The sequence below is a fragment of the Clostridium sp. JNZ J1-5 genome (assembly GCF_053901425.1).
Map to the genome: position 1 here is coordinate 1,805,395 of NZ_CM132773.1, position 24,550 is coordinate 1,829,944.

Here is a 24,550-nt window from a genome sequence, read left to right on the forward strand (position 1 = left end):
AAAAGAGCTATTTTGGATATCAATCCAAAATAGCTCTTTTTATAATACATTTAATATTTTCTTTTTTATTTCATTAAACTCCATAGAAGTAACTATATTCTTATCTTTTCTATTATCTAAATCAACAATTATTTCCTCTTTTATCCTTGCTGGCTTATCAGATAATATATATATCCTATCTGATAGAAAAATAGCTTCCTCAATATCGTGAGTTATAAATACTACTGTGGAATTCAAGTTCTTCATTACATCTAAAAGCCAAAAATGCATTTTATTTCTTGTAATTGCATCTAAAGCTCCAAAAGGTTCATCAAGCAGCATAATATCTTGAGAAAACATATATGTTCTAAGAAGTGCAGCCCTCTGTCTCATTCCTCCAGATAATTGATGAGGATAATTATACTCAAATCCCTCAAGTCCGAAGGGCTTGAAGTATTCTATAACCATTTCTCTAGCTCTATTTATTTTTTCACCCTTTATTACAAGAGGAATAGCTACATTGTCTATTATTTTCTTCCATGGAAGAAGTAAATCTTTTTGGTACATATAACTTACCCTTCCTACCTTACCAGTATAATCTTCTCCATCAATTATAACTTTGCCGCTATCTGCATCTAAAAGTCCTGAAACCATATTGAAAATTGTGCTTTTTCCGCTACCGCTTGGGCCCAATATACTTACAAACTCATTTTCGTTTACATGAAAGCTTATATCATCTATTACAGTAGTTTCTTCAAACTTCTTTTTTAGATTTTCTACTCTTAGCTTCTCCCTATTGTGGCAAATATTCATTTGTAAAAGCCTCTTTTGCATCCATGTTTTTAGGAATTAGCTTCTTTTCGTAAAGGAATTGAGTGTAATTATTCCAAACTTCTTCTTTCATTTCTCCCCATCTTTTAGCATCAGCTTTGTATTCCTTTGCTAGATACTTTTGGCTTGCAACTACTAATTTTGCATCTATCTCTGGAACTGCCTTTACAAGAATATTAGCACTATCTTCTGGATTTTGTATTGCATATTCATATCCTTTAGTTGTAGCCTTTAAGAATTTCTTTACAAGTTCAGGATTGTTTTTAATAGTATCTTCATTTGATATTATAACTGGAGTATAGTAATCCATTCTCTTATCCAGCTTTCTTAGCTCTATGTAGTTTATTGGAAATCCTTTCAACTCTGCTTGTATCCCTGTCCATCCATAAAAAATCCATTCAAAATCTATATTTTTCTTAGTTACAGTAAAGAAATCATCTGAACCTGCATCAACGGTCTTTAGTTTTGAAAAATCAGCTCCTGCTCCTTGCATCAAAGCTTTTAAAATTGCCTGCTCAGATGGCGAACCCCATCCTCCATAAACCTTTCCTTCAAAATCTTTAGGTGATACTATATTTTTCTCCTTTGGTGATGCAAAGCCTGATGTATTATGTTGAATTATCGCCGCTATTGCTTTAATTGGAAGAGGATTTTGTGCTGTTTTTGCATAAGTTACTTCCTCTTGATAACTTATTCCAAACTGTCCCTTTTTAGCTGCAATTAGGTCTGCTGCTCCCCCTTCTGAAGGCTGTATTATTTCAACATCTAATCCTTCTTCTTTAAAAAAGCCCTTATCTCTAGCCACATATAAGCCCGTGTGATTAGTATTAGGGACCCAATCTAGTATAACTGTAACCTTTTGCAATTCTTTAGATTTACTTGTATCTTTATTTTCCTGATTTTTATTTCCGCATCCAGAAAATAATGCTAGTGAAAATATTGCCATTGTTGCTATTGCAATAATTTTTTTCTTCATCTTTATACCTCCAAATTTATTTAATTCCTTTAGACTTTTTATTCCATGGTGTTAATAGATATTGTATAAAATATAAAATACCAAATAGAATCATACTTAAAGCTATTATTATTATTGTAACTGCAAAGACTTTATCTATAGCAAAAGATTTTTTTACTCTCATCATATAAAATCCAAGCCCTGCATCTCCTCCAACCCATTCTCCAATTATTGCTCCCATAATACTATATGTAGCAGCAATTCTAAGTCCTGAGAAAAAGTTAACTATTGTTGCTGGGAATTTTACTACTTTAAAAATCTGCATTTTGCTTGCTCCCATTGACTTTAAAAGATTTATCATATCTTTATCTACAGAATCAAGTCCATCCATAAGACTTATAACTATAGGGAAAAAGCATACTAAAACCACCACAATTATTTTTGGAGTAATTCCAAATCCAAACCACATTCCAAATAGTGGTGCTAATACTATGGTAGGAATTGTTTGAGATACTATAAGTACAGGATAAATACTTCTTCTTATAACTTTAATGTTATCCATTAGTATTGCTAATATTATAGATATTAGTATTGACACTATAAAACCTAACAGTGCTTCTTTTAGTGTTGTATAAATGTGTCCTTTTATAGAAGGAAGTATTTTAAATAAAGCAGAAATGACATCTGTAGGGGATGGAAGTACATATCTTTCAACAATTCCGCCATCAATAATAAACTGCCATATCAAAAGTAATATTACTTGAAATAATATTGGTATTAAATTATTTTTTATATTTATAAACTTTTTCATTCATTGTCACGCCTTCAGGTTTATAATCTATTTTTACTATGGAAATAACTCTAGCTGCTCCTTCTCTAACACATATATCCTGAGCTTTTTTTACTATTTCTAAAAGAGTATCTAACTCACCCTCCATAGTAGTTTCCATAGGCCCAACTTCATATTTTACTCCACAGGATTCTATATATTCTATAACCTTATCAACCACAGGATATATATCCTTCTCCTCTACTACTGGTAATACTTGAAGACTTACATTAACATTTGCCATTACACTTTCCTCCTTCATTTTATAAATAAGAAAATTTATTTTAAGATTAGTCAATATTTACTTTGGTAAATATTTTAAATCTTTGCAAAACAAAAATCCCTTTTATCCTGAAAAGATAAAGGGATTGTATAAATTAAACATATACAAGAGTGTTACTTACAACTATATAATACTCTCCCTACGCCGGCATTATCCGTTCAGGTTCCAAGGGTCGAAACTATCTTGCTTCCTCTCAGCCAAGTTATTGGCTCCCCCGTCTTGTAACTATTTTTTAACTTAACTATATATTACATAATAAATATATTAATGTCAATTAATATAAAAAAGTCCTTAGAATTAGGTCAATTCGTTACCTTGCTTCATAAAAATCGCCCCTTAATTTTAATATGAATATTTAATTATTATTAAGTAACACAATGGAAATATTTTTTTCAATAATTTTCTCCATTTCCTCAATAGAATAGTCTCTTATTTCAGATAAGCCATTTAAAACCTCTCTTATTAATAACGGCCTTCCTCGTCTACCGCTAAGCCATTCTTCTCCGCCAGGGTTATCAGTTTCTGTTAGCAATTTTTCTATAGGTATAGCCTTTGCCACACTTTTTATTTGGTCTGAATATATAACTTGTGAACTTACAGTAAAAAAATATCCTCTATCTATAAGTTTATATAGTATATCAAATGGTCCAGAATACCAGTGAATAATGGCTTTATCTATTTTAAATTTATATAAGCTTTCCAGTATTTCTTTTTCTGCTCCCTTAGTATGAATATTTATAAATTTATCTTCTTTTTTAGCTCTATGAAGAAAAAATTCAAATACCTTTATCTGCGCTTCTTTATTTTCTAAACTATTATCCGTCCAATAAAAATCTAATCCAATTTCCCCAATTATCTTGGAATTATATATGTGCTCTTCTAAAATATCTAATTTATTATAATAATCTAATGCTTTCCAAGGATGAATTCCAAAAGAAGGAATTATAAATTTGCTTTTGCAGCTGATTTCTAGATTCTTAAAATAAGATTCTATATCCATAGAATTCGATAGAGTAAGTATTTTATTTCTATTTATTTCCTCTATCACTCCACCTATTTCATTTTCTTTATATTGATCTAAGTGAGTATGTGCATCAACTAACATAGTATCATCTCTCTTTACTTATTTGAAACTCCTCTTCATTTCTTTAGAGGGGTAAGCTATTCACTCAAAATTAAACTTCGGGTTCACTGCTTAACTTTAACTATATTATACATTATATAATTATATTTATAACTTAAGTTTTACAAAACTAAAAATTGAATTGTCACTATTATCAAAAATAAATATGGCACACTGACTTTTTCCGTGTTAAATATAAGTTGCGACACAAATATTACACTGGAGGTGGTCAGTATACCAAATAAATTTAATAATCTTATTGTATCCATTAATGATGAACTTTACAATTACTTAAATGATGTAAATTATTGAAACTAACTACAAATATCTTAAAATACACTTAAGGTTTGATGAATATAAGATTCAAGGTATACTCTCTATCGATAGATACTTTCTGCTTAATTCTTAGCAATAAATTTCATAGAGCTTTATAGGATATACCATCTTAATGATCTTGAAACCATTGGCGATACTATAAAATCTATAAAAAACCTAGCGGCTAAAGAACTATTGTGCTTTGTTTATAAACAAGCTAAAATTAGCTTCTTATACAATGTTGTAAGTTATTTATAAGGTAAATCTGAACATAAGTACTGTTATTTCATTCATACTTAGGAACTCAAATCTATAAATGGGTTTTTAACTTTTTAAATTAAAGAAGTTAAGTTAATAATTAAACACTAATGATTTAATATAAAATTTTATATTTATATAATAGAATAAACATAATAAATAAAGCTAGTGAAGGAATAGAGAATAAAAAAATATTTGTAGATAATTTTAACCGTTTTTTTCTTTCTTCTGCATTTTCAACTGCTGTCCTGCGATATATATTTTCACTTAACAGGCCTGAAATTATAGCACTAACTGCTAAAGATCCAATTCCTAAAATTGCTGTAAGCTTTATAAAAAGATATACTTCAAATATTGTAATAGAAATAATAAAAAGTATTATATCGGTTATAAATCCATAAAGTAAAAACCTCATTTTATCACTCCCCATTTTTTTACTAATATAGAATATGATTTATATTATATCATAATTTATATTTTATATAAATAATACAATTATTGAATAATTAATAATATATGTATATAATTTCAAAGTATTATATTTACAAATAGGTTTCTATATGGTAATATATGAATAAATATTCAAAAGGAGGTATTTTTATGATAAAATTCAAAAAAATTTTAATTTCAACTTTAACATGTGTTTTAATGTTAAGTGGAACATCAGCACTAGCAACTGAAAAGGTTACTAATATTGATGAAGAAAAAGAAGTAATTTTAGTACAAAATATGGAGGAAAAAGACTTATCTAAATTATTTTTAAAAGCCAAATTTGAAACTGATTTAAAAGGCAAAGATGAAGTAATTAAAGATTCAAAAGGAAATATTGTATATAAAACTTCTCAGACACTAAAAAAATCTAAAAATAAAAAAGGTGAAATAGATGAAAAGGTAGCAGTTACTACATTCAGCAAAATAGATATCCCTTCAAATGATATAACTCCACTTACAAATAATATAACTTCACTTACATTGTCATCATCTAAGGGTGATGGAAAGTGGGATTCTTCTTATTCTGCATATTTATATTCAACAGTATATTATACAAAATTAACTTATAATAATAAAAGTTGTGCCAAAATGGATTATTCAACAGGTGGTGTTTCTGATCTGAATTCAGGTGTACAAGTTCAAAGTATGCTTGTAAGAATTGGACAAGTTAGTGCTTATTGGCCATCAACAACATCTCAAGTAAAAGAAACTTATTATTATGGAGGAACCTTCACTATATATCCTAATTCTAATTGGATTCCTGTGCCAGATACATTTGGATTATACGGTTCAATCCTAGGTTGTACAATGGAGGTTACACTTGGAAGATCCTCAAGAACTTGGAGTGAAACTTTCACAAATAATTTATAATGATAATTAGCCAGAAATAAATTTATATAGTTGCTATTAATTACCGAGTATCTTATACTCCTACGAACCATAGAAAATTACGGTTAAAACGCCTAAGTTCAAAAATACTTTCAATTGATTACATAATCTCAATTGAAAGTATTTTTATTTATTATACTTATATATGAATACTAACTAATTTACTTTTTTTAAATACATACTTTTGGAAATTCAGTCGCAATTGTGACCGTTTTCTAATGATTTCAAGCTACTTTTTATTTATCTAAGTTTATATCCTAAAATTTATATATTAGTAATACTTTAATATTACTTTCTGGTGCTAAAGATTAGCACCTTCCCTATAACCTTTTATAATTCTAGCTTGGACCATACATTATATTAATTTTATTTATAGTAATCAATCATATTCGCGTATTTGTTTTTAATCTAAAACTAAGATTTCTCAACGTACTTTTGTATTAAAATTTCTATCATTTCTTCATTTATTTGATAAAATCAATTTATAACTTAAGTTTTACAAAACTAAAAGTTGAATTGTCACTATTATCAAAAATAAATATGGCACACTGACTTTTTCCGTGTTAAATATAAGTTGCGACACAAATATTACACTGGAGGTGGTCAGTATACCAAATAAATTTAATAATCTTATTGTATCCATTAATGATGAACTTTACAATTACTTAAATGATGTAAACTGTTGAAACTAACTACAAATATCTTAAAATACACTTAAGGTTTGATGAATATAAGATTCAAGGTATACTCTCTATCGATAGATACTTTCTGCTTACATTCTTAGCAATAAATTTCATAGAGCTTTATAGGATATACCATCTTAATGATCTTGGAACCATTGGCGATACTATAAAATCTATCAAAAACCTAGCGGCTAAAGAACTATTGTGCTTTGTTTATAAACAAGCTAAAATTAGCTTCTTATAAAATGTTGTCAGTTATTTATTTAAATAGTATGAACTTTGTTTAAAAAAAATACCGCTTTTATGTACACACTTTCGATAATAGAATATACTTTATCCGATGACTATCCGCTCTAATACTCCCCTCTTCTTCAGAGTAGGAGTAAAGAGCGGCTACGTCCCTGGATAACGATTTCTAAGCTTCAGTGGGAGTAAAAACTCCCTCTGAAGCAAAGAACTCTGTTTATATTGGAGGTTTTAAAATGAAAATTATATTTATTGGAGATAGCCTAACCTATGGATATAGAGTAGATGAAGAAAAACGTTGGCCAAATATCCTAGGTGAAAAATTTCAAATAGAAATACTTAATAGAGGAGAATTAGGGGATTCCACTGCTGGAATGCTTCTGAGATTTTATGAAGAAGCAATTAAAAAAAGTCCTGACATTATTATTATAATGGGAGGTACAAATGACTTTTTAATGAATTGCTCTGTAGAAAATGTTCAAAAAAATATTTATGCAATGATAAAAGAGGCACGACAATATCATATAAAAGTAATACTAGGTATACAACCTCCTATTATTCCATATATGGCTGAAAAATTTTGGGTTCCCAATGTTAATTATACTGAAATGAATGAAAAAATAAGTCAATATAGTGAATGGGTAAAGGATTTTGGGACCATGCATAATCTATTATATATAGACTTTTTTAATAAGTTCAATGAACTACTTAAAAATAAACCACCTGAAGAATACTATATAGATGGTTTACATCTGAATTCTAAAGGACATGAAGTTATGGCATGGGCTGCTTCGTATGTATTAGATATACTTAAAATCAAATAAATTCCAATAAGTGTTTTAAAATTAATTATAAACGTATTTTTATTCTTTTAATTCTATGATATGATTATTATATAATTTATATTGCTAAAACTGATTAATAGTGGCTTATTTACTATATGTAAGGAGAACCAGCAATCATGAGAAAAATGAGTGTTTCACAAATCACTGGTAATGAAATATTAGCAAAAACAATATATGACCCTTCTGGAAGAGTATTATTAGCAGAAGGTGCTCCCTTAAAACCTGGGTATAAAATGAGATTAAGTCAAATGGGCATAATCTCACTTTACATAAACGATGAATTTTCAAAAGATGTTGAATTTGAAGAATACATATCAGAAGAAATAATAGAAGAAACTAAAGAAGTTATTAAAGTAGAGTTTAAAAAGTTTATAAATAAGCAGAGTTCTTCTTTAAATGATATTCTTAAGACAGTAGACTCTATACTTGATGATATTTTGTCTAGAGAAGAAGTAATAATAAATATCTCTGATATAAAATCTAAAGATGAGCATCTTTATGAACACTCAGTAAATGTATGTGCTTTATCTTCAATAATGGGTATTAATTTAGGTTATAGCATTCCTCGTCTTAAAGAACTTGCTCTTGGAGCACTTCTCCACGATCTTGGAAAGCTTTTAACTCCAAAAGATATAATTGATAAAGCTAAAATGGGAAATCTTAATGGTGAGGAAATAGAATCATTAAAAACTCATCCTATAGATGGATATGAAATTTTAAGTGAGAAGTATGATTTAAGTTTTATATCTAAAGCAATAATCCTTATGCATCATGAATATTGTGATGGAACAGGATTTCCACTAGGGCTTACAGATGACAAGCTGCATGAAACAGTAAAACTTGTAGCTATATGTAATACTTTTGATAATTTAACCTCTGACTTTAGTGGAGAAACTAAGATGGAGGTATACGAAGCTTTAGAATATTTAGTAGCTATGAGTGATACTCTCTTTGATAAGGCATTAGTAAATGTATTTATAAAAAATGTGGCTGCGTACCCTTCTGGAAGCTTAGTTAAGTTAAATACAGGTGCTTGTGGAATAGTAATAAAACAAAATAAATCATTCCCTTTAAGACCTATAATAAATTTAATATTTGATGAAAGCGGGAAAAAAATAGACGAGCCTAAACAAATTGACTTATCCTCTGAAACTACTTTATTCATTTTAGATACAGTTGACACTATTTAAGAATAGCATTATTAAATTTTATATTACTTGTATAATAAAATCAAAAGGGTATTTATTCTATAAGAGAACTTTAAACTTTTAAGGCAACGGAGATTCTCATTAGAATTATATACCCTTCTTTTAGTACTTTAATTTATAAGATATTGCAACTTAAATCATATAATTTAAAGTTTATACTATTTTTTACCGCATCTATTATAATACTTCTGTTTCTACCTTTTCCACTAGTGCTTCCGTATTACCTTCAATATATTCAACTACATTTTGTATAATACTATTTGCTAACCTAGAACTGTTAGTAACACAGGCTATTCCTATTACAATAGACTGATGATAATCCTGATTTTCTACTTCTGCAATGGACACATTGAATCTGTGCTTTACTTTTCCGATAATACTTTTGACTACCATTCTCTTTTCTTTTAATGAATGAACCCAATTGGCATATAAGTATACCTTTGCAGTACCAATAATCATTGCATCCACCTCTTAATTACTTTGAGTTAGCTGGCTCTATGTTGATCTTCTTTCCTTTTATAGTATTGTTCTTCATAATATTCAATACTACTTTAGCATATTCTTTAGGCACTTCTACAAAGGTAAATTTCTCATAAATATCAATTTTACCAATTAATTTGCCTTCCATTCCTGTTTCTCCTGCTATAGCTCCTATAACATCTTTAGCTTGTATTTTTTGGGTTCTTCCAACATTTATAAATAGTCTTACCATGCCTTGTTCTGCACCAGTATCTCCAATTTCATCTTCTATGGCTACATCTTCTCTTTTTTCTTCACCTATATTCATCTTTAAGAGAGCTGCTGCTACATCTATAGAAGCATAATCTTCATCTAATAGTTTTTCTATATGATCAATGTATTTTCCTAAATGTCCTTCTTCTATAGTTGCTTTTACCTTATCAAGAAAAGCATTTGTTTTATATTCTTCTACATCTTCAGCTGATGGAACTTCTTCTCTCTTAATTTTAATCTTTGCATACTTTTCTATATCTTTTAGCTTACGTATAGCCTTGCCAGCAACAAATGTATAAGCAACTCCTGATCTTCCAGCTCTACCTGTTCTTCCTATTCTGTGTACATAATACTCTTCATCTTGAGGCAAATCATAGTTAAACACAGCTTCAACATCATCTACATCAATTCCTCTTGCTGCAACATCAGTAGCTACTAATATTTCTATGGTTCCATTTCTAAATTTATTCATAACTCTGTCTCTTTGTTGCTGTTTCATGTCTCCATGAAGTCCTTCTGCAAAATATCCTCTTGATTGTAGTTGAGCTACTACCTCATCAACTCTTTTCTTAGTATTACAGAATATTACTGATAGTTTTGGGCTTCTTATGTCTACTAGTCTTGATAAAACCTCAATTTTCGAACTTTCTTTTACTTCTAAATATCTTTGCTCTATATTGGGAACTGTTAATTGTTTATGAACTACCTTTACAAATTCAGCATTTCTTTGATATTGCTTACTTAAGTCTAATATAGGCTTAGGCATTGTAGCTGAGAATAATACTGTTTGTTTTTCCTTTGGCATATCTTGAATTATAGTTTCAATATCTTCTCTAAAGCCCATATCTAGCATTTCATCTGCTTCATCTAGAACTATCATTTTCATGTTTCCTGTTTTTATAGTTCTTCTATTCATGTGATCCATTATACGACCTGGTGTTCCTATAATTATCTGAACACCTCTTTTTAAAGCCTTAATTTGACGTTCTATGGGTTGTCCTCCGTATACTGCAAGTATACTTATTCCTTCTTTGTACTTTCCAAGCTTATTTAATTCTTCCGTTGCTTGAATGGCAAGTTCTCTTGTAGGACATAATATCATTGCCTGTAGGCTTTTATCTATAGGATTAACTGTGTCCAATACTGGAACTCCAAAGGCAGCTGTTTTTCCAGTTCCTGTTTGTGCTTGCCCTATTACATCTCTACCTTCCAATATAAATGGAATAGCCTTTTCTTGAATAGGTGATGGTTCTTCAAATCCCATTTCAGCAATGGCTTTTTTTATCTCCTCTGATATTTTCAAATCCTCAAATCTAATTTTCTCCATATTTACTTCCTTCCAACTTAAAATTTTGATTAGTCTCAATTAAAATAAATTCTCACACCGAAATAATTCATTTTAATTATTGATTGCTATTTAATATCCTTAACTTAACTAATTATATATGTATTATTTACAATATGCAATTAAATATATCCTATGGAAAGGTTTAAATGAAAATTTAATTCAGTTTTATTTTATGTAATTTAAAATTTTTTAAACTATATTAATTATTGGATTTTATATACATTGGCTTATGATTAATCTCCATATGATATACTAGAATTAAATTATTTAGGTAATAATTCTATATAGAGAAAGGAAGGCATGTGAATGTATATAAATAGAACTAAGATAAAGGTAAGATATGTCGAAACAGATCAGATGGGAATTGTACATCATTCAAATTACTATGCCTGGTTTGAAGTAGGCAGAACTGAGTTCATTACTGAATCAGGAATGAGCTATAGTGAAATGGAAAGTGAAAAGTTATTGCTTCCAGTAGTAGAAAGCGGATGTAGGTACATAGAAGGAGCAAAATACGAAGATGAACTTATAATAGAAACTTTTATAGAAAAACTTAGTGGAGCAAAAGTTATATTCAATTATAACGTTATAAGAGAGAAAGATAATAAGCTCTTAGCAAAGGGAACTACTACTCATGCGTTTGTTAATGATAGCTTTAAAGTAATAAATCTTAAAAAGAAGAACACAAATATTTGGAATAAACTTGAGAAACTGGCAGTATCAAATAGTTAATAACTTTCATCTTAGGTTATTTCTTATGACTACTTATGTAAAGGCGCCATCTCTTTAGATGGCGCCTTACTTAGGCTATATATTAAACAGCATTGTGAACAAATGCTACAATTCTATCAATAGGAATATCAGTTACTGAACCAACTCTTCTTATCCCACAACTAGCTCTACCTTGATTTTCTTCTCCACCTAACTCGTCAACAGTTTCTCCTACTATATTACCAATGCTCTCTCGTGGAAAACCTGTGCAACAATTACCTAATGCACACCCTGGAGCAGTTCCGATTTGAGTTACTAATCTAAGGAAGTTTGCATTTACAGATAACACTACTCCTGTAAAGCCAGATCCTGATTCTCCTCCGCTGGCTGTAAATACAGTAACTGTCTCCCCTATAAAATTAGCTAGATGATTTGCAAAATTTATCCCATCCACTTTTTATCACCTCTCAATTAATTTAGCTGCTCTTTTTCTTAAACAGCATTGTGAACAAAGGAAGCTATTTTACTAATAGGGATATCTACTACTGCTCCAATCCTATTTCCTCTACACTCAAATCTTCCTGTATTATTATTGCCTCGGCATCCAGTTGTAAACTCATTATCAAATTCATTTCTAAATCCATCTAATGAACCAATGTTTCCAGGTGCAAAACCTGTGCAACAGTTACCTAATGCACATCCTGGGGCAGTTCCAATTTGTGCTATCAATCTTACAAAGCAATTATTAACAGACAGCAATACTCCTGTAAAACCAGATCCTGATTCTCCTCCACTAGTTGTAAATATAGTAACAGTCTCGCCTATAAACTCAGCTAAATGATTTACAAAATTTATTCCATCCATGCTTTTATCTCCTCCATATATAAATTTCGCAAAGTAGTTGTCCACATTATAAGTTTGCACCATCTATATTAGATGGTGCAAACTTATAAAAAATATCTTGCAAATAGTCATTTTAAACCAGCATCATTTATTATGCTTCCATCTAACCACTGTTTGTCCAATACTTTTTACTGGAATCATTCCATCCATAATAAATCCATTTCCTTAGACATAAACAAGTTTCTTGGACTAACCGTCCACACTATATATTATTCAGTTTTAAATTAAAGGTTACATTTATTTATACTGTTATCCATTTTAAATTTGGGTAAGGCACTATTATATTAGCCGGTGCCATATAATTCTATATTAATCTAAATAGCATTATGAACAAATGAAGCTATTCTAGCAATCGGAATATCTACTACTGATCCAACTCTAGTTCCTGTACAAGTAGGTCTACCTTGTCCACCATTAACTCGACCAATACCTACGTTACCTGTTCTTAATCCTGTACAGCAGTTTCCTAGTGCACATCCTGGGGCAATACCAATTTGTGTTACTAATCTAACAAAGTTTGCATTTACAGTTAAAAGTACTCCTGTAAAGCCAGATCCTGATTCTCCTCCACTAGTTGTAAATATAGTAACAGTTTGTCCAATATGCCTTGCTAACAATGCTGCGAAATCCATAGTGCAACTCTCCTTTTCTAAAATCATCTGAACTTCCTGTCTCTATATAATATTCAATATAAACTATATTTGTTACAAATAAAAAAATCACAACTAATAAAAGTCGTGATTTTTACTCTATTTTAATATTCTGCACTTATCACTAAATCATCTATTTTACATCTTAATACATTAGCTAAAACTACTATCTTCTGAAAGCTTGGATTTTTTTTATCTCCTCTTTCTAATTCCTCTAAATAAGATTTAGAAATTGATGTTTCGTATTTTGAATTTTTAGTAAGCTTCTCAATATCCTGGGCGGTATAACCTAAATTTAATCTAAATTCTCTGATCTTCTTTCCATTTAACATAATTAAGACCCCCTTATAAAATATATTGAGTTCTTTACAATATAATTATAATACTTTAATCTTCAAAAAAGTAGTATTTAATGATTTTTAACATCAATTTACTAACTTAACCTATACTTTATAAAATTAATTTTTATTTTACACATTTCAATAAAACGATTAAATCTTATAATTTCAATATCTGAAAACGATTTTTAATTGCTTATTCCCATGGATCTATATACTAAAAATTCCTTTTGACATTTAATTCCAGCGATGCTAGAATAATATTATTCAATTCCAATTATTTGAAATTATGTATTATTTGATTAAATTAATCCTATTGTACTATCCTAATTAATATTTTTATATCAATTGGAATTATTTTTATACAACCTATATATATTTAGAATATGCTTCTAGGGTAACTATGACCATTACTAGTAATAATGGCAATACGTATATTTACTTACTATTGTAATTACACTTTTAGAAGGCTTCTGTAGGTAATGGTTATGTATTGTCTTTATATATTATAAATATTTGAAAATTGGGAAGGGGGATAACCTTGAAAGAAAATATGAATAACCTATGGGCAGGATGGCAAAAAATGAATGATAATATGTTTGATTTATTTAATAAATCAATTTCTTCTTTTCAACCTAAACCAGCTCAAGTAGAAAAAAACAATGAAAATTTATTATCAAATCTTTCTGAAGAATTTATTAAACAACAAGAAGTTGCTCAGGAGTTCTCTAGAAAATTCTTGGAACTATACAATGAATGGATAAGGATGTATAATCCTGAAAAACTTTCAGAAGTGTTTCCTAAGAATTTAACAGGAGGCACTAATAAGTTTCTAGAATTATTCAATCAAATGAATTTATTAGATAAAAAACTAACTATGTTTCCATTTAACAGCTCTGAAGATTTTACTACAAAAATATCTAAACAATGGTATGATAATATGCAAAACTTAACAAAGCTTATTCCTAGCCAAACTGCTAAGAATTCTTTTGACAAACTAATAAACTCCTTTGATGTATATAATAATCTTTATTCTTTTTGGAGCGATACTATGGCTTCTATGCCTAGTAAACAGAATTCTGAAGCTTGGGATATATTCACTAAAAATGCTATAGATAATTATAAAAACTTTTCAACTAACTTTGCTGAAATTTTCCTTCCTGAAGAGTTTAAAGCGTTTATTACAAATCCATTAGAGGACCTAATGGTTTATCAACAAACTATTCTAAACTTCTTTAGGCCTTGGTTAGAAGATTCAGGAGATCTTCAAAAAAATCTTATGTTATCTTTAAAAGGTGATAGAAATGCTTATATTAGCTTTTTAAAAGAATGGGGAAATCTTTATAAAAATTCTTATTCTAAAGTCCTTAATATGCCAATGGTTGGTTCAAATCGTGTAATTGTAGAAAAAGCATTAAAAAATTTAGATACATTTATACAATATATAATTAATCTTAATGAATTTATAACCACACTTAACAACCTAAGCATTGAAAGTATGGAAAAATTAATGTCTCAGGTTGCTGATTTATCATCTGAAAATAAAGCTCCTGAAAGCTTTATGGAATTTTTTAAATTATGGTCTAATATTAATGAAAAATGCTTCCAAGAATTATTTGCTACAGAAAGTTTCGCTAATCTTATGAACAAAACAATTAGTGCTGGATATAAATTCAAAGTAGGTTTAGATGACTTAATTCAAGATCAGTTATCATCTTTGCCTATACCGAATAGACGTGAATTAAACAGCGTTGAAAAAACAGTCTACGAATTAAGAAATAAGATAAAACGACAAGAAAAACAAATAGACGAGCTTAATGAAAAGCTTGAAGCTCTATTATCAAATGGAGGTGCAGATAAATAATGTTCCCTTTCATTAATGAATTGCAAAAAAGTGTTGACGAAACTCTGAATTTAAATAAAAAGCTTATCCAAGGTTTTAGTAATATGACATCTATTAAAGAAATTGACATCGCTATAACTCCAAAAGAATTAGTATATGAAGAAGATAAAATGAAAGTCTATCACTATACCCCAGTTGTAAAAAACCCACATAGTACTCCAGTATTAGTTAGCTATGCTCTTGTTAATAAACAATATATGCTTGATTTACAGCAAGACAGAAGCGTAGTTAAAAGCTGGCTAAATGCTGGTTTAGATGTATACATGATAGATTGGGGATATCCAGATCATATAGATAAATTTTTAACTATGGAAGATTACATTGATATATATTTAAATAATGCTGTAGACTTTGTTCGTAAACAACATAATTTAGATAAAATCAATCTGCTTGGTATCTGCCAAGGTGCTACTATGTCAGTTATATATACAGCTCTTAACCCTGAAAAAATTAAAAACTTAGTAACCTTAGTTATGCCTTTTGATTTCAGTACTAACGATGGATTACTATTTAGCTGGAGCCGCTCTATGGATATAGATACTATGATAGATTCATTTGCTGGTCTTGTTCCTGGAGATATGATGAATTATGGGTTTAATATGCTTAAGCCCTTCCAATTATCAGTGGATAAATATTTATCCTTTATGGACAAATTGGATGATAAAGAAGCTATTCTAGATTTTTTAAGAATGGAACAATGGATTTATGATAGTCCTGACCAAGCTGGTCCAATGTTATCTAAGTTTATTAAGGACTTATATCAAGGAAATAAACTTATGAACAATGAATTAAAAGTAGGAAATCGTACTGTAAATGTTAATAACATAGATATGCCTGTACTTTGTATTCTTGCTCAGAAGGATCATCTAGTACCTCCAGCATCTACTAGACCGTTCTTAGATTGCATATCCAGCACCGATAAAACTCTACTAGAATTCCCTGTTGGACATATTGGTATATTTGTAAGCTCTAAAGCTCAAAAAGAAGTTGCTCCATCTATAGCTTCATGGCTTAAAGAACATGGGGATAAGGTTACTTCAAGACAAAGTAAACCTACCAAAAAGTCAAATTCCACTTCTAAAGAAAATTAAAGTGTTTATTTATTAAAGGAGGCTTTATGCCTCCTTTATAAATTTCTTAAAATTTTATTAATGCTTCCGTTAGTCGAATTACATTTTTCACAATTACAACAGCATTTGGTCATATGACATTATAATCCTGTAATACATATGGGCTTTTTTATAAATACTATAAAGAGGATTCTTGGCTTCAGATGGAGTTTCTTTTCTCCAACTGAAGCTTAGAATCCCTTATCTAGGGACGTAACAGCCGTTATCTCCCACTTTAGAAGTGGGAGTATTACGGATGGTAGTCATCAGATAAACAGAGTTTTAAACTTCAGGTAAATTGAGAAGGTACTGGAGGTATGTATATGACAGTCATAAGCAAACTAAATCAAACTCTTGAAATGTTAAAAGGGGCTGAATCTAACTGCAGAACATTTTCTTTAGACACAAATGATCAAAATGCACAACAAATGTTTGAACAATTGGCACAGAACATAAATCAATGTGTCACTACATTACAAAGCCGAATAAACTTTGTAATGGCAGAAGAACCTCAATATCAGCCTCAAAAATTAAGAACTCCTGTTCAAAACTTAGAACATAAGTAGCAATATAAGCATCCTAATACCGAATAGTATCAGGATGCTTATATTATAATTTAATTGGGTCATATTTTTTTAAATAATTTTCAATATTTTGCTTATCTTCTATACTAGAATATACTGATAACATTCCATAACCTGGCTTAACCTCTTTTATAGGTTTGTATACCATAGCAATGGCTGTAAATGTGGCAAACATGATAGCCCCTATGGCAAAACATAACACAGTTGTTACTATACTACCTCCTGCAGATACAGAGTTAAGTACAGGTAGATGTATTTTTCCTTTTCCCTGTAATGCACCCAAAACTATTCCTAATACTCCCCCCATAATTGCAGCCGTTAGTGTATATGAACCTTCCTTTGGCATGAAAATATATGCATCGTATACTTCCTGTATATAATTTTCTGTAAGTGTTTTACTGCTTAAGTTTGTAATATTATTGTTCATTAACTCATCTATAGCTTTTTGCATTGTCTTTTTGTCTTCAAAAAATCTAATAGTTCTATAACTAAACCTGGGCAAGTTTTCAAGTCTCTGTTTCATTTGCTGCTGAAATTGCTGCTCTTTTTCCATATCCTCTTGCCGTATTTCATCTCTATTTTTATTCTTCATGTTTATTATTCCTTTCTACTATCTAGAATTTCATCTAGCTTAACTTGAACTTTACTACTTATATTATCTTCAGAACCTATAATCCATCCATGATTATATATCTGTCCTTGTGCATAATTTTCCATTGGCTTAACTGTAAGAAGATATCTTCTTACAGAGTCGGCAATATTGTCTTTTTCAACTAATATCATTGGTCCATATTTGCCTTTATGGGATAACGCTGAGGCTGCTATAGCACTTTGCCATTCACCAGGGTTTGCAAATATAAAATTATGTCCTGCCTCTGAAATTCCCCAACCAAAATCACGTGGTCTTTTGCTAAGCCACCACCCAAAGTTTTTGCCTACATCTTTATATCCTGCAAATCCTACAGACTGACTATATATATCCTCTCCTCCAGGTATTTTTTGCACAACCCCATATTGTAAAAGTTGTTTTTTAACGTCACTAGATATAGAGTTTTCGCCACCTAATAAATATATATATGCACCACCGTGTCTTAAATTTAATGCATCTTTTGTACTTTTAGGGATTTCATTTCTTGAAACAAATAAAAATCCATCATCAGCATGTGCAGTCCATGCAGACTGAACCAATGCATAATTTGGAATTTCTATAGGTGCTACAATAACAGCATCTTTATGATCCCCTTTAACAGCAGATAGATAATCATCTATTTTTTTCCCTAATTCAAAGAGATCTTTTCCCTGCAAATGTCTAAATGCAATATTTCCTTTATTTAACTGACTTTTTACTTTCTCACCAATATCACCAATTAAAATTGCTTTTCTGTTTCTATCTACAAATATACCCTGGGGATCTAATCTCTTAATTTCATTTAAAGTAACCTGTGGAACATTATCCTTTTCCACATATAAGATTGGTGCATTTATAGGATAATTAATAATCCTAGAGGCTAAAATAGCCTCTTCTTTTCTATCTCCTCTAACTAATATAACAGCATTTGGTTTATCATCTTTGAATATTGCTGGATAAGATATTTGAGATATGGCCACCGCCGTTTCATAAAAATCTTTACCATAAACTCTAGTTGTGTTTCCAGTTACCATTGGTCTTTGAAAATTTTCACTAACATTTTTGGATTTTACATAGTAACTAGGCTGAAAAAAAATTATAAAGTATAATATTATAATTGCTACTAATCCTTCAACAATTAAAGTAAATCTATACTTTTTCCTTAACCATTCTCCTGTAATCAATTATCTTCCTCCTTATACAGTACCCATTTTCTTACCGTATTTAACTAGCTGCCAGTTTGGGATATAGGCTATAATTCCTCCTATCAAAGTAGATAGCTGCATAAATCCCCACCACAATATACAATCCGCGCTTGGCATTCTTGGGGCATACACCATGCTTAACCACCATATACTAATAGCCATACCGATGAATACTGAAGTTATAGAAACAAATACAACTAATACCGACTCCTTCTTTGCATGTTTATAAGACAAGTTTTTTACTTCCATAAAAATGGTAGGCATAAAAATATATAAATTTAGCACAAATGCTACTATATATAAAAATACCATTATTAAAACCATTGGATTTCCCAACAGAAATATTCCGCTTTTTTCTGGTATAGACGCTAACGGCAATCCCCCACTAAACATTAAAAATGCTATACTTATCATAATAGATGCAACAAATGATAATCCCATCACTGTAGTAACTAAAGCTTGCTTCCATAAGGGCCTCATCCATATAAGTTTTTTATTCATCTTAATCCAAGGGGAATTTACATATGAAATTATATATATCCACAACCCTATAGGACCTAATATTAATACAGTTAATATCCAAATCAACTTAGTTAATGTGGACAAACTTCTCCTTCTTAAAAATAAGTGCAGAGTAATCCACGATGCCCCACACAATGAAATTGCCATAGAAATTATAGATAATAATTCAATTCCGCTTACGCCTTGTTTGCCCATGGTTTCATAGGGTTCTATTTCTTGAATATAGTCTACTCTTCCTTGGATTGAGAAATCTAAAATGCTGTTATCTCCTATAACCCAAACACTATTATATGGCCCTTCATCAGGAGTAACCCAATAGTTAGGCTTTACTCTCCAGAGATAGTTTTCAGTAGAAGGAGATAATCTATTGCTGTCAGTCCATAAAATAGGTCCTGTTTTGCCTTTTACAGCTAATTGAGAAGCTATTAGTGCAAGCATTGGATTTTCTTTTGTACATAGAATATAATTATGTCCAACATCTCTTTTTTCTCTATCAGAATTCCAGCCTACTAAATCTTCTTTGTTATTAAGTTTTGCAAATTTAATAGCCATTTCTTCAGGGTTAGCTGCAGATATTCTTTCTTTTTTCAATTTAAATCCATTTAATACTTTATCTCCATCTAATTTTTTATCCGCCACAATATAGACTTTTTTTAGTTTATTCTTTTGCAAAATCTCTTTTGAAGCACTATATAGATTATTCTCCTTATTAACATATAGTAGAACTCCACCTTGATTTACAATCCATGTTGCAACCGGTATAGACATCAAGGGATCTTCATCACTAACAAGAAATCCGTATTTTTGCTCTTGAGTTACTGACGGAAAGTTGTTCACAATTTTCTCTAATTCTTCAGTACCAGAATAAGGTATATATGTTGAATAAAGTCCACTGCCACTTAATTTTAATTTTATATTATCTACACTATTTCCAAATACTAATAACTGTACTCCTTTTAGCTCAGGAATTCCTGTTGGTCTAGCACTTTTTATGTAATCCATAGTTTCAATAGATATATCTTCTCCTACATTAATTACTATACTTCTATAGGGCTTTACTAATTGGATAAGGCTCAAAACATCTTGCCATCTATCTGATTGTACTAATATGATAGCTTGAACTTTACTTCCACTATCTAATGGTGGGTACAATATCTTTGATATTTGTGCAGAAATTTCCTCTGATGTATTTCCAGCTACTCTTGTAGTATTAGCTGTATTTAGATGAATTCTCTGTCCTTGTGATTCTGATTTACTAGGAAATAACGTTTCCCTAGCTACAGATAAGGGCCCTAATGTTAGAATAACACATAGTATAGTAGCTAATATTACAGATATTTTTTTCATATTCTGCCTCCTAAACTTATTAGCTTTTATATTTATATTTAGTTAAGATAATTAGTCCATTTACACTACTAATATGCTCACTTAAATGATTTTTAATGTATAAAAGTCTCTTAATATAAAAAAATCCTTTTCAGACTTACACACATTTTTTGCTAATTAATATAATGTTATTGTAGCTATACTTAAAGAGGTGAATATTGTGTATCAAAATTTTATTCCATATCCAGACCCAATGTATATACCAGGAGCAAGATTACCTATGCCTGAATTCGAAAAAATGGAATTAGCAAGGGCCTACGTTCCTGATCAACCATATGTAGGAATATTCCCGGTGGAAGAAGCAATTTATAAAGGTACTGTATTTCCTAATCTTCATGCTGCTTTCCCTCCACCAATAGGACCATTTGATAATAGGAGGCGTTAGTTATGGATGGAATGTTACATGATAAGTTATCAAGATCAGAATTACTAAAAAAGATTAGAGAATACGAATTTGCTGCAGTAGACTTAAATCTATATTTGGATAATCATCCAAACAACGGAAAGGCCGTAGAAAATTATAATGCAATCTCTAAAGAACTTATGTCGTTAAAAAGGTTATATGAAATGAAATTTGGAGTTTTGACTAACTTTGGATATGCTCAAAGTCAATGTCCTTGGACTTGGGTAGACGAACCTTGGCCTTGGGAAAGCGGAGAATAGATTAGAGGGGAGCGTATATGCATGTGGGTTTATGAAAAAAAACTGGAATACCCTGTTAAAATTAAATGTAAAGATATAAAAATGGCTAAATTTTTAATGGCTCAGTTTGGCGGTCCAGACGGAGAATTGAGTGCTGCCATAAGATACTTGAGTCAACGTTATTCAATGCCAACTGGCAAAACCAAGGGCCTACTTACTGACATCGGAACAGAAGAATTAGCTCACGTAGAAATTATTTCTACAATGGTTTATCAACTTACAAAGGATGCTACTCCTGATGAATTAAAAGAAGCTGGGTTAGGTGGATATTATACTCAACACGATAATGCAATTTACCCAGCAGATGCCAATGGAATTCCTTGGACAGCGTCTTATATACAATCAATAGGAGATCCTATCACTGATTTACATGAAGATATGGCTGCTGAACAAAAGGCTAAAACAACTTATGAACATTTAATTAAGTTAGCAGATGATGCTGATGTAAAAGATGTTCTAAAGTTCCTATGGGCAAGAGAAATTGTTCACTTCCAACGCTTTGGTGAAGCATTAGTGTCTGTTCAAGATCATATGGCTAGTAAAAAATACTATTAATAATCCGTAATATAATCAAAGTGTAACAGAATAAATTAAAGGCCTAAGGGCCTTTAATTTTTTAGATTATGCTTTTTCTTCCCACCAGCCAAAAGCAACTCTCGCATATACCTGCCAATTTCCCGGTGATAAAAAGAATAAAGAAAAGGAACTTCCTGGAGGTATGATGTACATGCCTTGAAAATCATGCTTTGTAAGGGTCTCACTTGGTTCAACCCTTCTTACGAAGGTGTAGGTACCACCTCTAGGGTTTCCAGATACAAAGCTGGCATTTAGAATTTCGACTTTGGGCATTGGCGGTGGAATAATTGCCTGATTACCGGCAGCAAAATATGGTGATGTTTCTCCTCTTCCGGGAAGTGTGGTACTTAGCCAGCCTTCAGCTGTCAATGGCCCATTGGAAAAGTTGGTAATGGTATAGGCATTCAAAAACATATTAACCTTTGATCCAGCCGGGTTGACTAGTGCTCCCCATGCATTGTATCCTCCACCGAAAGATATGATATCAGTCTGCCCTAGGAAGTATTCTCCAAGATAGGAGTGATATACGTTTTCTGGCAGCACGTTGACCTCTTGAAGTCGTTTTTCATTATCCATTAATACTAAGCTCATAATCTTCCTCCTCATAATCATACGTTGACTGATGATTCATATTGCTTCCTCCCACCAGGTCAAAACGATTGTCCCTGTGATGTATTGAGATACCGGTGGTCTTAGAAGTATTGAAAAGGAGCCTCCTGGACCGATAATTATTGATCCATTATGTGAATCGCTTACAAGAGTGGAATTTTGAGCAACAATTCTGCCGAAAATATTCACACCTCTAGTCATGGGTTCAGTGAAATAATTGGCATACTTCATTACAGCCTTTGGTAATGGAGGAGGTGAAATACCCTGATTCGACGGAGTTACAGTGGGAGAGACTACTGCATTTTTAGGTACATCAGCATTTAACCAGACTTCTCCAATAAAGCTTTGAGTTGAAAAGTTTGTTATGGTAAAAATATCGATATATAGATTCACTCCTGAATCAATAGGATTTATTATTCCGCCCCAGGCATTATATCCGCCGCCGAAATTCAGCAGCCCGGTTTGGCCTATAAAATATCTTCCAAGTCTTGAATTCAAGGCTGGACTGGTTATGTTTACTACCTGAATTGGTTGTTTACTTATTTCTTCTGACATACTATTTCTCCTAACTGTGCTTTCTTATAATGATATAATATGAAATAGCATAGATAGTTGTTCAAATTGATTAAGTAAACTTTAGAGTATGTAAGAATTAGTTCGGAATATACTTGTATCATGTTACCTCTTAGCATATCCTTGGAAGCATTTGAAAGTCTAAACCATTCAAAATCCTTCTCCCACCAATAGAATTCTCTATATATACAAGTCTTTCCTCCTCAGTAAAGTGTCCTAATATACTAGCTTCTTGGCAACCACATGTGCTTTGCAATTCATTTTTTATTTCTTTAGAAATGCTTTTGTCTGCTATTATTATAATTCTACCCTCACTTGCCAAATATAAAGGATCAAGCCCTAACATTTCATTAATAGCTTTAACTTCTCTCCTAATAGGGATATTCTCTTTAAAAAGGTGTATTCCAAGGTTACTCTTTCTTGAAATTTCATTTAACACTTGTCCTATTCCACCTCTTGTAGGATCTCTCATTAACTTTATACCCTCTTCATATTTCAGCAAATAACTTAATAAATGATTAAGTGGTTCACAGTCACTTCTTATATCTCCATGTATATCTAGTTCATACCTATCAACTGCAATAGCTGTACCATGTTCTGCTATTGTTCCTGTAATTATTATGCTATCTCCAGGTTCTATTTTTTTAGGAGAAAATTTATCTATAACTCCAATCCCTGCTGTATTAATAAAAATTCCATCTGTTTTACCTTTTTCAACTACTTTAGTATCCCCTGTTATAATCTTCACTTTTGCCTCACTACAGGTTTTATTCATAGATGATGCTATATCTTTTAGCTTACTAATAGGAAAACCCTCCTCTATAATAAAGCTAGCACTTAAATATAGTGGGTATGCTCCACATACAGTAAGGTCATTTATTGTACCACATATTGATAATTTCCCGATATCTCCCCCTCTAAAAAAAATAGGATCTATAATGAAAGAATCTGTGGTAAAGGCTAATCTTTCACTATTAATTTTAAATATTCCAGAATCCATCTCCTGAAGTAATATATCATTACTAAAATTGCTATAAAATATATCTTTTATAAGTTCTGAGGTATATTCTCCACCATCCCCGTGTATTAATTGCACTTTATCCACATTTAATCCCCCTTATATACATTACCCTATA

Annotated in this window: 28 protein-coding genes and 1 riboswitch; of the genes, 10 read left to right on the forward strand and 18 right to left on the reverse strand. The window is 30.8% G+C overall.

Going from position 1 to position 24,550, the window contains the following annotated elements; genetic code table 11:
• Positions 1-39: 39 nt before the first annotated feature.
• The 6 genes from ACWW38_RS08720 to ACWW38_RS08745 all read right to left on the reverse strand — a co-directional run bounded on the left by ACWW38_RS08720 (position 40) and on the right by ACWW38_RS08745 (position 4,988).
• Positions 40-792 carry an ABC transporter ATP-binding protein gene (locus ACWW38_RS08720; protein ID WP_456260377.1) on the reverse strand — a complete coding sequence of 251 codons (753 nt, stop codon included), beginning with the start codon at positions 790-792 and terminating at the stop codon, positions 40-42.
• Positions 773-1,786 carry an ABC transporter substrate-binding protein gene (locus ACWW38_RS08725; RefSeq protein WP_456260378.1) on the reverse strand — a complete coding sequence of 338 codons (1,014 nt, stop codon included), beginning with the start codon at positions 1,784-1,786 and terminating at the stop codon, positions 773-775. The genes ACWW38_RS08720 and ACWW38_RS08725 overlap by 20 nt, the downstream gene beginning before the upstream one ends.
• Before the next feature lie 16 nt (positions 1,787-1,802).
• Entirely contained in the window at positions 1,803-2,576 is a 774-nt protein-coding gene (locus ACWW38_RS08730) for an ABC transporter permease (RefSeq protein WP_456260379.1), read from the reverse strand.
• Positions 2,548-2,838, reverse strand: coding sequence for a thiamine-binding protein (locus ACWW38_RS08735; protein WP_456260380.1), 291 nt, complete (start codon positions 2,836-2,838; stop codon positions 2,548-2,550). Before ACWW38_RS08735 ends, ACWW38_RS08730 begins: the two co-directional genes overlap by 29 nt.
• A gap of 156 nt (positions 2,839-2,994) precedes the next feature.
• Positions 2,995-3,103: riboswitch (TPP riboswitch) on the reverse strand.
• Positions 3,104-3,232: 129 nt separating this feature from the next.
• Positions 3,233-3,982, reverse strand: a complete 750-nt coding sequence (locus ACWW38_RS08740; RefSeq protein ID WP_456257206.1) for a TatD family hydrolase — start codon at positions 3,980-3,982, stop codon at positions 3,233-3,235.
• Positions 3,983-4,688: 706 nt separating this feature from the next.
• Complete coding sequence (locus ACWW38_RS08745) at positions 4,689-4,988, reverse strand: DUF5316 family protein (RefSeq protein WP_456257207.1); 300 nt, start codon at positions 4,986-4,988, stop codon at positions 4,689-4,691.
• 185 nt (positions 4,989-5,173) lie between these two features.
• On the opposite strand from ACWW38_RS08745, the gene ACWW38_RS08750 reads away from it, so the two are divergent.
• The 3 genes from ACWW38_RS08750 (at position 5,174) to ACWW38_RS08760 (ending at position 8,917) form a co-directional block, all read left to right on the forward strand.
• Positions 5,174-5,935, forward strand: coding sequence for a hypothetical protein (locus ACWW38_RS08750; RefSeq protein ID WP_456257208.1), 762 nt, complete (start codon positions 5,174-5,176; stop codon positions 5,933-5,935).
• Between the two features lie 1,183 nt (positions 5,936-7,118).
• Positions 7,119-7,706 carry a GDSL-type esterase/lipase family protein gene (locus ACWW38_RS08755; protein WP_456257209.1) on the forward strand — a complete coding sequence of 196 codons (588 nt, stop codon included), beginning with the start codon at positions 7,119-7,121 and terminating at the stop codon, positions 7,704-7,706.
• Positions 7,707-7,843: 137 nt separating this feature from the next.
• The gene (locus ACWW38_RS08760) at positions 7,844-8,917 is read left to right on the forward strand and encodes an HD-GYP domain-containing protein (RefSeq protein ID WP_456257210.1); all 1,074 of its coding nucleotides are present in this window, start codon (positions 7,844-7,846) and stop codon (positions 8,915-8,917) included.
• A 195-nt stretch (positions 8,918-9,112) separates the two neighbouring features.
• Here the strand turns inward: ACWW38_RS08760 and ACWW38_RS08765 are convergent, their stop codons facing one another.
• On the reverse strand, positions 9,113-9,394 hold the full coding sequence (locus ACWW38_RS08765) for a DUF503 domain-containing protein (RefSeq protein ID WP_456257211.1): 282 nt from the start codon (positions 9,392-9,394) through the stop codon (positions 9,113-9,115).
• 16 nt (positions 9,395-9,410) lie between these two features.
• Positions 9,411-10,994: a DEAD/DEAH box helicase gene (locus ACWW38_RS08770; protein ID WP_456257212.1), complete on the reverse strand. Its 1,584-nt coding sequence runs from the start codon at positions 10,992-10,994 to the stop codon at positions 9,411-9,413.
• Positions 10,995-11,321: 327 nt separating this feature from the next.
• Between ACWW38_RS08770 and ACWW38_RS08775 the strand changes: the two genes are divergently transcribed.
• Positions 11,322-11,747: an acyl-CoA thioesterase gene (locus tag ACWW38_RS08775; RefSeq protein ID WP_456257213.1), complete on the forward strand. Its 426-nt coding sequence runs from the start codon at positions 11,322-11,324 to the stop codon at positions 11,745-11,747.
• An 82-nt stretch (positions 11,748-11,829) separates the two neighbouring features.
• Here ACWW38_RS08775 and ACWW38_RS08780 read toward each other — a convergent pair whose 3' ends face one another.
• The 4 genes from ACWW38_RS08780 to ACWW38_RS08795 all read right to left on the reverse strand — a co-directional run bounded on the left by ACWW38_RS08780 (position 11,830) and on the right by ACWW38_RS08795 (position 13,611).
• Positions 11,830-12,180, reverse strand: coding sequence for a hypothetical protein (locus ACWW38_RS08780; protein ID WP_456257214.1), 351 nt, complete (start codon positions 12,178-12,180; stop codon positions 11,830-11,832).
• A gap of 38 nt (positions 12,181-12,218) precedes the next feature.
• Positions 12,219-12,590, reverse strand: coding sequence for a hypothetical protein (locus ACWW38_RS08785; RefSeq protein ID WP_456257215.1), 372 nt, complete (start codon positions 12,588-12,590; stop codon positions 12,219-12,221).
• Between the two features lie 353 nt (positions 12,591-12,943).
• The gene (locus tag ACWW38_RS08790) at positions 12,944-13,261 is read right to left on the reverse strand and encodes a hypothetical protein (protein ID WP_456257216.1); all 318 of its coding nucleotides are present in this window, start codon (positions 13,259-13,261) and stop codon (positions 12,944-12,946) included.
• Between the two features lie 122 nt (positions 13,262-13,383).
• On the reverse strand, positions 13,384-13,611 hold the full coding sequence (locus ACWW38_RS08795; protein WP_456257217.1) for a helix-turn-helix domain-containing protein: 228 nt from the start codon (positions 13,609-13,611) through the stop codon (positions 13,384-13,386).
• A gap of 547 nt (positions 13,612-14,158) precedes the next feature.
• Between ACWW38_RS08795 and ACWW38_RS08800 the strand changes: the two genes are divergently transcribed.
• The 3 genes from ACWW38_RS08800 (at position 14,159) to ACWW38_RS08810 (ending at position 17,195) form a co-directional block, all read left to right on the forward strand.
• On the forward strand, positions 14,159-15,481 hold the full coding sequence (locus tag ACWW38_RS08800) for a poly(R)-hydroxyalkanoic acid synthase subunit PhaE (RefSeq protein WP_456257218.1): 1,323 nt from the start codon (positions 14,159-14,161) through the stop codon (positions 15,479-15,481).
• Entirely contained in the window at positions 15,481-16,611 is a 1,131-nt protein-coding gene (gene phaC / locus ACWW38_RS08805; RefSeq protein ID WP_456257219.1) for a class III poly(R)-hydroxyalkanoic acid synthase subunit PhaC, read from the forward strand. The genes ACWW38_RS08800 and phaC overlap by 1 nt, the downstream gene beginning before the upstream one ends.
• A gap of 341 nt (positions 16,612-16,952) precedes the next feature.
• The gene (locus ACWW38_RS08810; RefSeq protein ID WP_456257220.1) at positions 16,953-17,195 is read left to right on the forward strand and encodes a DUF1657 domain-containing protein; all 243 of its coding nucleotides are present in this window, start codon (positions 16,953-16,955) and stop codon (positions 17,193-17,195) included.
• A gap of 43 nt (positions 17,196-17,238) precedes the next feature.
• Here ACWW38_RS08810 and ACWW38_RS08815 read toward each other — a convergent pair whose 3' ends face one another.
• Genes ACWW38_RS08815 through ACWW38_RS08825 form a run of 3 tightly spaced genes read right to left on the reverse strand, consistent with a single transcriptional unit; the run spans position 17,239 to position 20,915 of the window.
• Positions 17,239-17,805, reverse strand: a complete 567-nt coding sequence (locus tag ACWW38_RS08815; RefSeq protein ID WP_456257221.1) for a hypothetical protein — start codon at positions 17,803-17,805, stop codon at positions 17,239-17,241.
• Between the two features lie 5 nt (positions 17,806-17,810).
• Positions 17,811-19,025 carry a cell wall-binding repeat-containing protein gene (locus ACWW38_RS08820; RefSeq protein ID WP_456257222.1) on the reverse strand — a complete coding sequence of 405 codons (1,215 nt, stop codon included), beginning with the start codon at positions 19,023-19,025 and terminating at the stop codon, positions 17,811-17,813.
• A gap of 12 nt (positions 19,026-19,037) precedes the next feature.
• Positions 19,038-20,915 carry a DUF4396 domain-containing protein gene (locus ACWW38_RS08825; protein ID WP_456257223.1) on the reverse strand — a complete coding sequence of 626 codons (1,878 nt, stop codon included), beginning with the start codon at positions 20,913-20,915 and terminating at the stop codon, positions 19,038-19,040.
• A gap of 199 nt (positions 20,916-21,114) precedes the next feature.
• On the opposite strand from ACWW38_RS08825, the gene ACWW38_RS08830 reads away from it, so the two are divergent.
• Genes ACWW38_RS08830 through ACWW38_RS08840 form a run of 3 tightly spaced genes read left to right on the forward strand, consistent with a single transcriptional unit; the run spans position 21,115 to position 22,211 of the window.
• Positions 21,115-21,339, forward strand: coding sequence for a spore coat associated protein CotJA (locus tag ACWW38_RS08830; protein WP_456257224.1), 225 nt, complete (start codon positions 21,115-21,117; stop codon positions 21,337-21,339).
• Positions 21,340-21,341: 2 nt separating this feature from the next.
• Positions 21,342-21,617 (forward strand): spore coat protein CotJB, encoded by a 276-nt coding sequence (locus ACWW38_RS08835; RefSeq protein WP_456257225.1) that lies wholly within the window; start codon positions 21,342-21,344, stop codon positions 21,615-21,617.
• Positions 21,618-21,638: 21 nt separating this feature from the next.
• Positions 21,639-22,211, forward strand: coding sequence for a manganese catalase family protein (locus tag ACWW38_RS08840; RefSeq protein ID WP_456257226.1), 573 nt, complete (start codon positions 21,639-21,641; stop codon positions 22,209-22,211).
• Between the two features lie 66 nt (positions 22,212-22,277).
• Here the strand turns inward: ACWW38_RS08840 and ACWW38_RS08845 are convergent, their stop codons facing one another.
• The 3 genes from ACWW38_RS08845 to hypE form a co-directional block, all read right to left on the reverse strand.
• Complete coding sequence (locus ACWW38_RS08845; RefSeq protein WP_456257227.1) at positions 22,278-22,823, reverse strand: DUF6143 family protein; 546 nt, start codon at positions 22,821-22,823, stop codon at positions 22,278-22,280.
• Positions 22,824-22,859: 36 nt separating this feature from the next.
• On the reverse strand, positions 22,860-23,396 hold the full coding sequence (locus ACWW38_RS08850) for a DUF6143 family protein (protein ID WP_456257228.1): 537 nt from the start codon (positions 23,394-23,396) through the stop codon (positions 22,860-22,862).
• Positions 23,397-23,526: 130 nt separating this feature from the next.
• Positions 23,527-24,519, reverse strand: a complete 993-nt coding sequence (gene hypE, locus ACWW38_RS08855) for a hydrogenase expression/formation protein HypE (protein ID WP_456257229.1) — start codon at positions 24,517-24,519, stop codon at positions 23,527-23,529.
• Positions 24,520-24,550 lie beyond the last annotated feature (31 nt).

Coding starts and splice junctions, on each gene's coding strand:
- ACWW38_RS08825 (WP_456257223.1), bottom strand. CDS start 20,915: ATGAAAAAAATATCTGTAATATTAGCTACTATACTATGTGTTATTCTA.
- ACWW38_RS08735 (WP_456260380.1), bottom strand. CDS start 2,838: ATGGCAAATGTTAATGTAAGTCTTCAAGTATTACCAGTAGTAGAGGAG.
- ACWW38_RS08770 (WP_456257212.1), bottom strand. CDS start 10,994: ATGGAGAAAATTAGATTTGAGGATTTGAAAATATCAGAGGAGATAAAA.
- ACWW38_RS08810 (WP_456257220.1), top strand. CDS start 16,953: ATGACAGTCATAAGCAAACTAAATCAAACTCTTGAAATGTTAAAAGGG.
- ACWW38_RS08730 (WP_456260379.1), bottom strand. CDS start 2,576: ATGAAAAAGTTTATAAATATAAAAAATAATTTAATACCAATATTATTT.
- ACWW38_RS08765 (WP_456257211.1), bottom strand. CDS start 9,394: ATGATTATTGGTACTGCAAAGGTATACTTATATGCCAATTGGGTTCAT.
- ACWW38_RS08725 (WP_456260378.1), bottom strand. CDS start 1,786: ATGAAGAAAAAAATTATTGCAATAGCAACAATGGCAATATTTTCACTA.
- ACWW38_RS08835 (WP_456257225.1), top strand. CDS start 21,342: ATGGATGGAATGTTACATGATAAGTTATCAAGATCAGAATTACTAAAA.
- ACWW38_RS08845 (WP_456257227.1), bottom strand. CDS start 22,823: ATGAGCTTAGTATTAATGGATAATGAAAAACGACTTCAAGAGGTCAAC.
- phaC (WP_456257219.1), top strand. CDS start 15,481: ATGTTCCCTTTCATTAATGAATTGCAAAAAAGTGTTGACGAAACTCTG.
- ACWW38_RS08745 (WP_456257207.1), bottom strand. CDS start 4,988: ATGAGGTTTTTACTTTATGGATTTATAACCGATATAATACTTTTTATT.
- ACWW38_RS08750 (WP_456257208.1), top strand. CDS start 5,174: ATGATAAAATTCAAAAAAATTTTAATTTCAACTTTAACATGTGTTTTA.
- ACWW38_RS08840 (WP_456257226.1), top strand. CDS start 21,639: ATGTGGGTTTATGAAAAAAAACTGGAATACCCTGTTAAAATTAAATGT.
- ACWW38_RS08720 (WP_456260377.1), bottom strand. CDS start 792: ATGAATATTTGCCACAATAGGGAGAAGCTAAGAGTAGAAAATCTAAAA.
- ACWW38_RS08740 (WP_456257206.1), bottom strand. CDS start 3,982: ATGTTAGTTGATGCACATACTCACTTAGATCAATATAAAGAAAATGAA.
- ACWW38_RS08815 (WP_456257221.1), bottom strand. CDS start 17,805: ATGAAGAATAAAAATAGAGATGAAATACGGCAAGAGGATATGGAAAAA.
- ACWW38_RS08775 (WP_456257213.1), top strand. CDS start 11,322: ATGTATATAAATAGAACTAAGATAAAGGTAAGATATGTCGAAACAGAT.
- ACWW38_RS08790 (WP_456257216.1), bottom strand. CDS start 13,261: ATGGATTTCGCAGCATTGTTAGCAAGGCATATTGGACAAACTGTTACT.
- ACWW38_RS08850 (WP_456257228.1), bottom strand. CDS start 23,396: ATGTCAGAAGAAATAAGTAAACAACCAATTCAGGTAGTAAACATAACC.
- ACWW38_RS08755 (WP_456257209.1), top strand. CDS start 7,119: ATGAAAATTATATTTATTGGAGATAGCCTAACCTATGGATATAGAGTA.
- ACWW38_RS08795 (WP_456257217.1), bottom strand. CDS start 13,611: ATGTTAAATGGAAAGAAGATCAGAGAATTTAGATTAAATTTAGGTTAT.
- ACWW38_RS08785 (WP_456257215.1), bottom strand. CDS start 12,590: ATGGATGGAATAAATTTTGTAAATCATTTAGCTGAGTTTATAGGCGAG.
- ACWW38_RS08760 (WP_456257210.1), top strand. CDS start 7,844: ATGAGAAAAATGAGTGTTTCACAAATCACTGGTAATGAAATATTAGCA.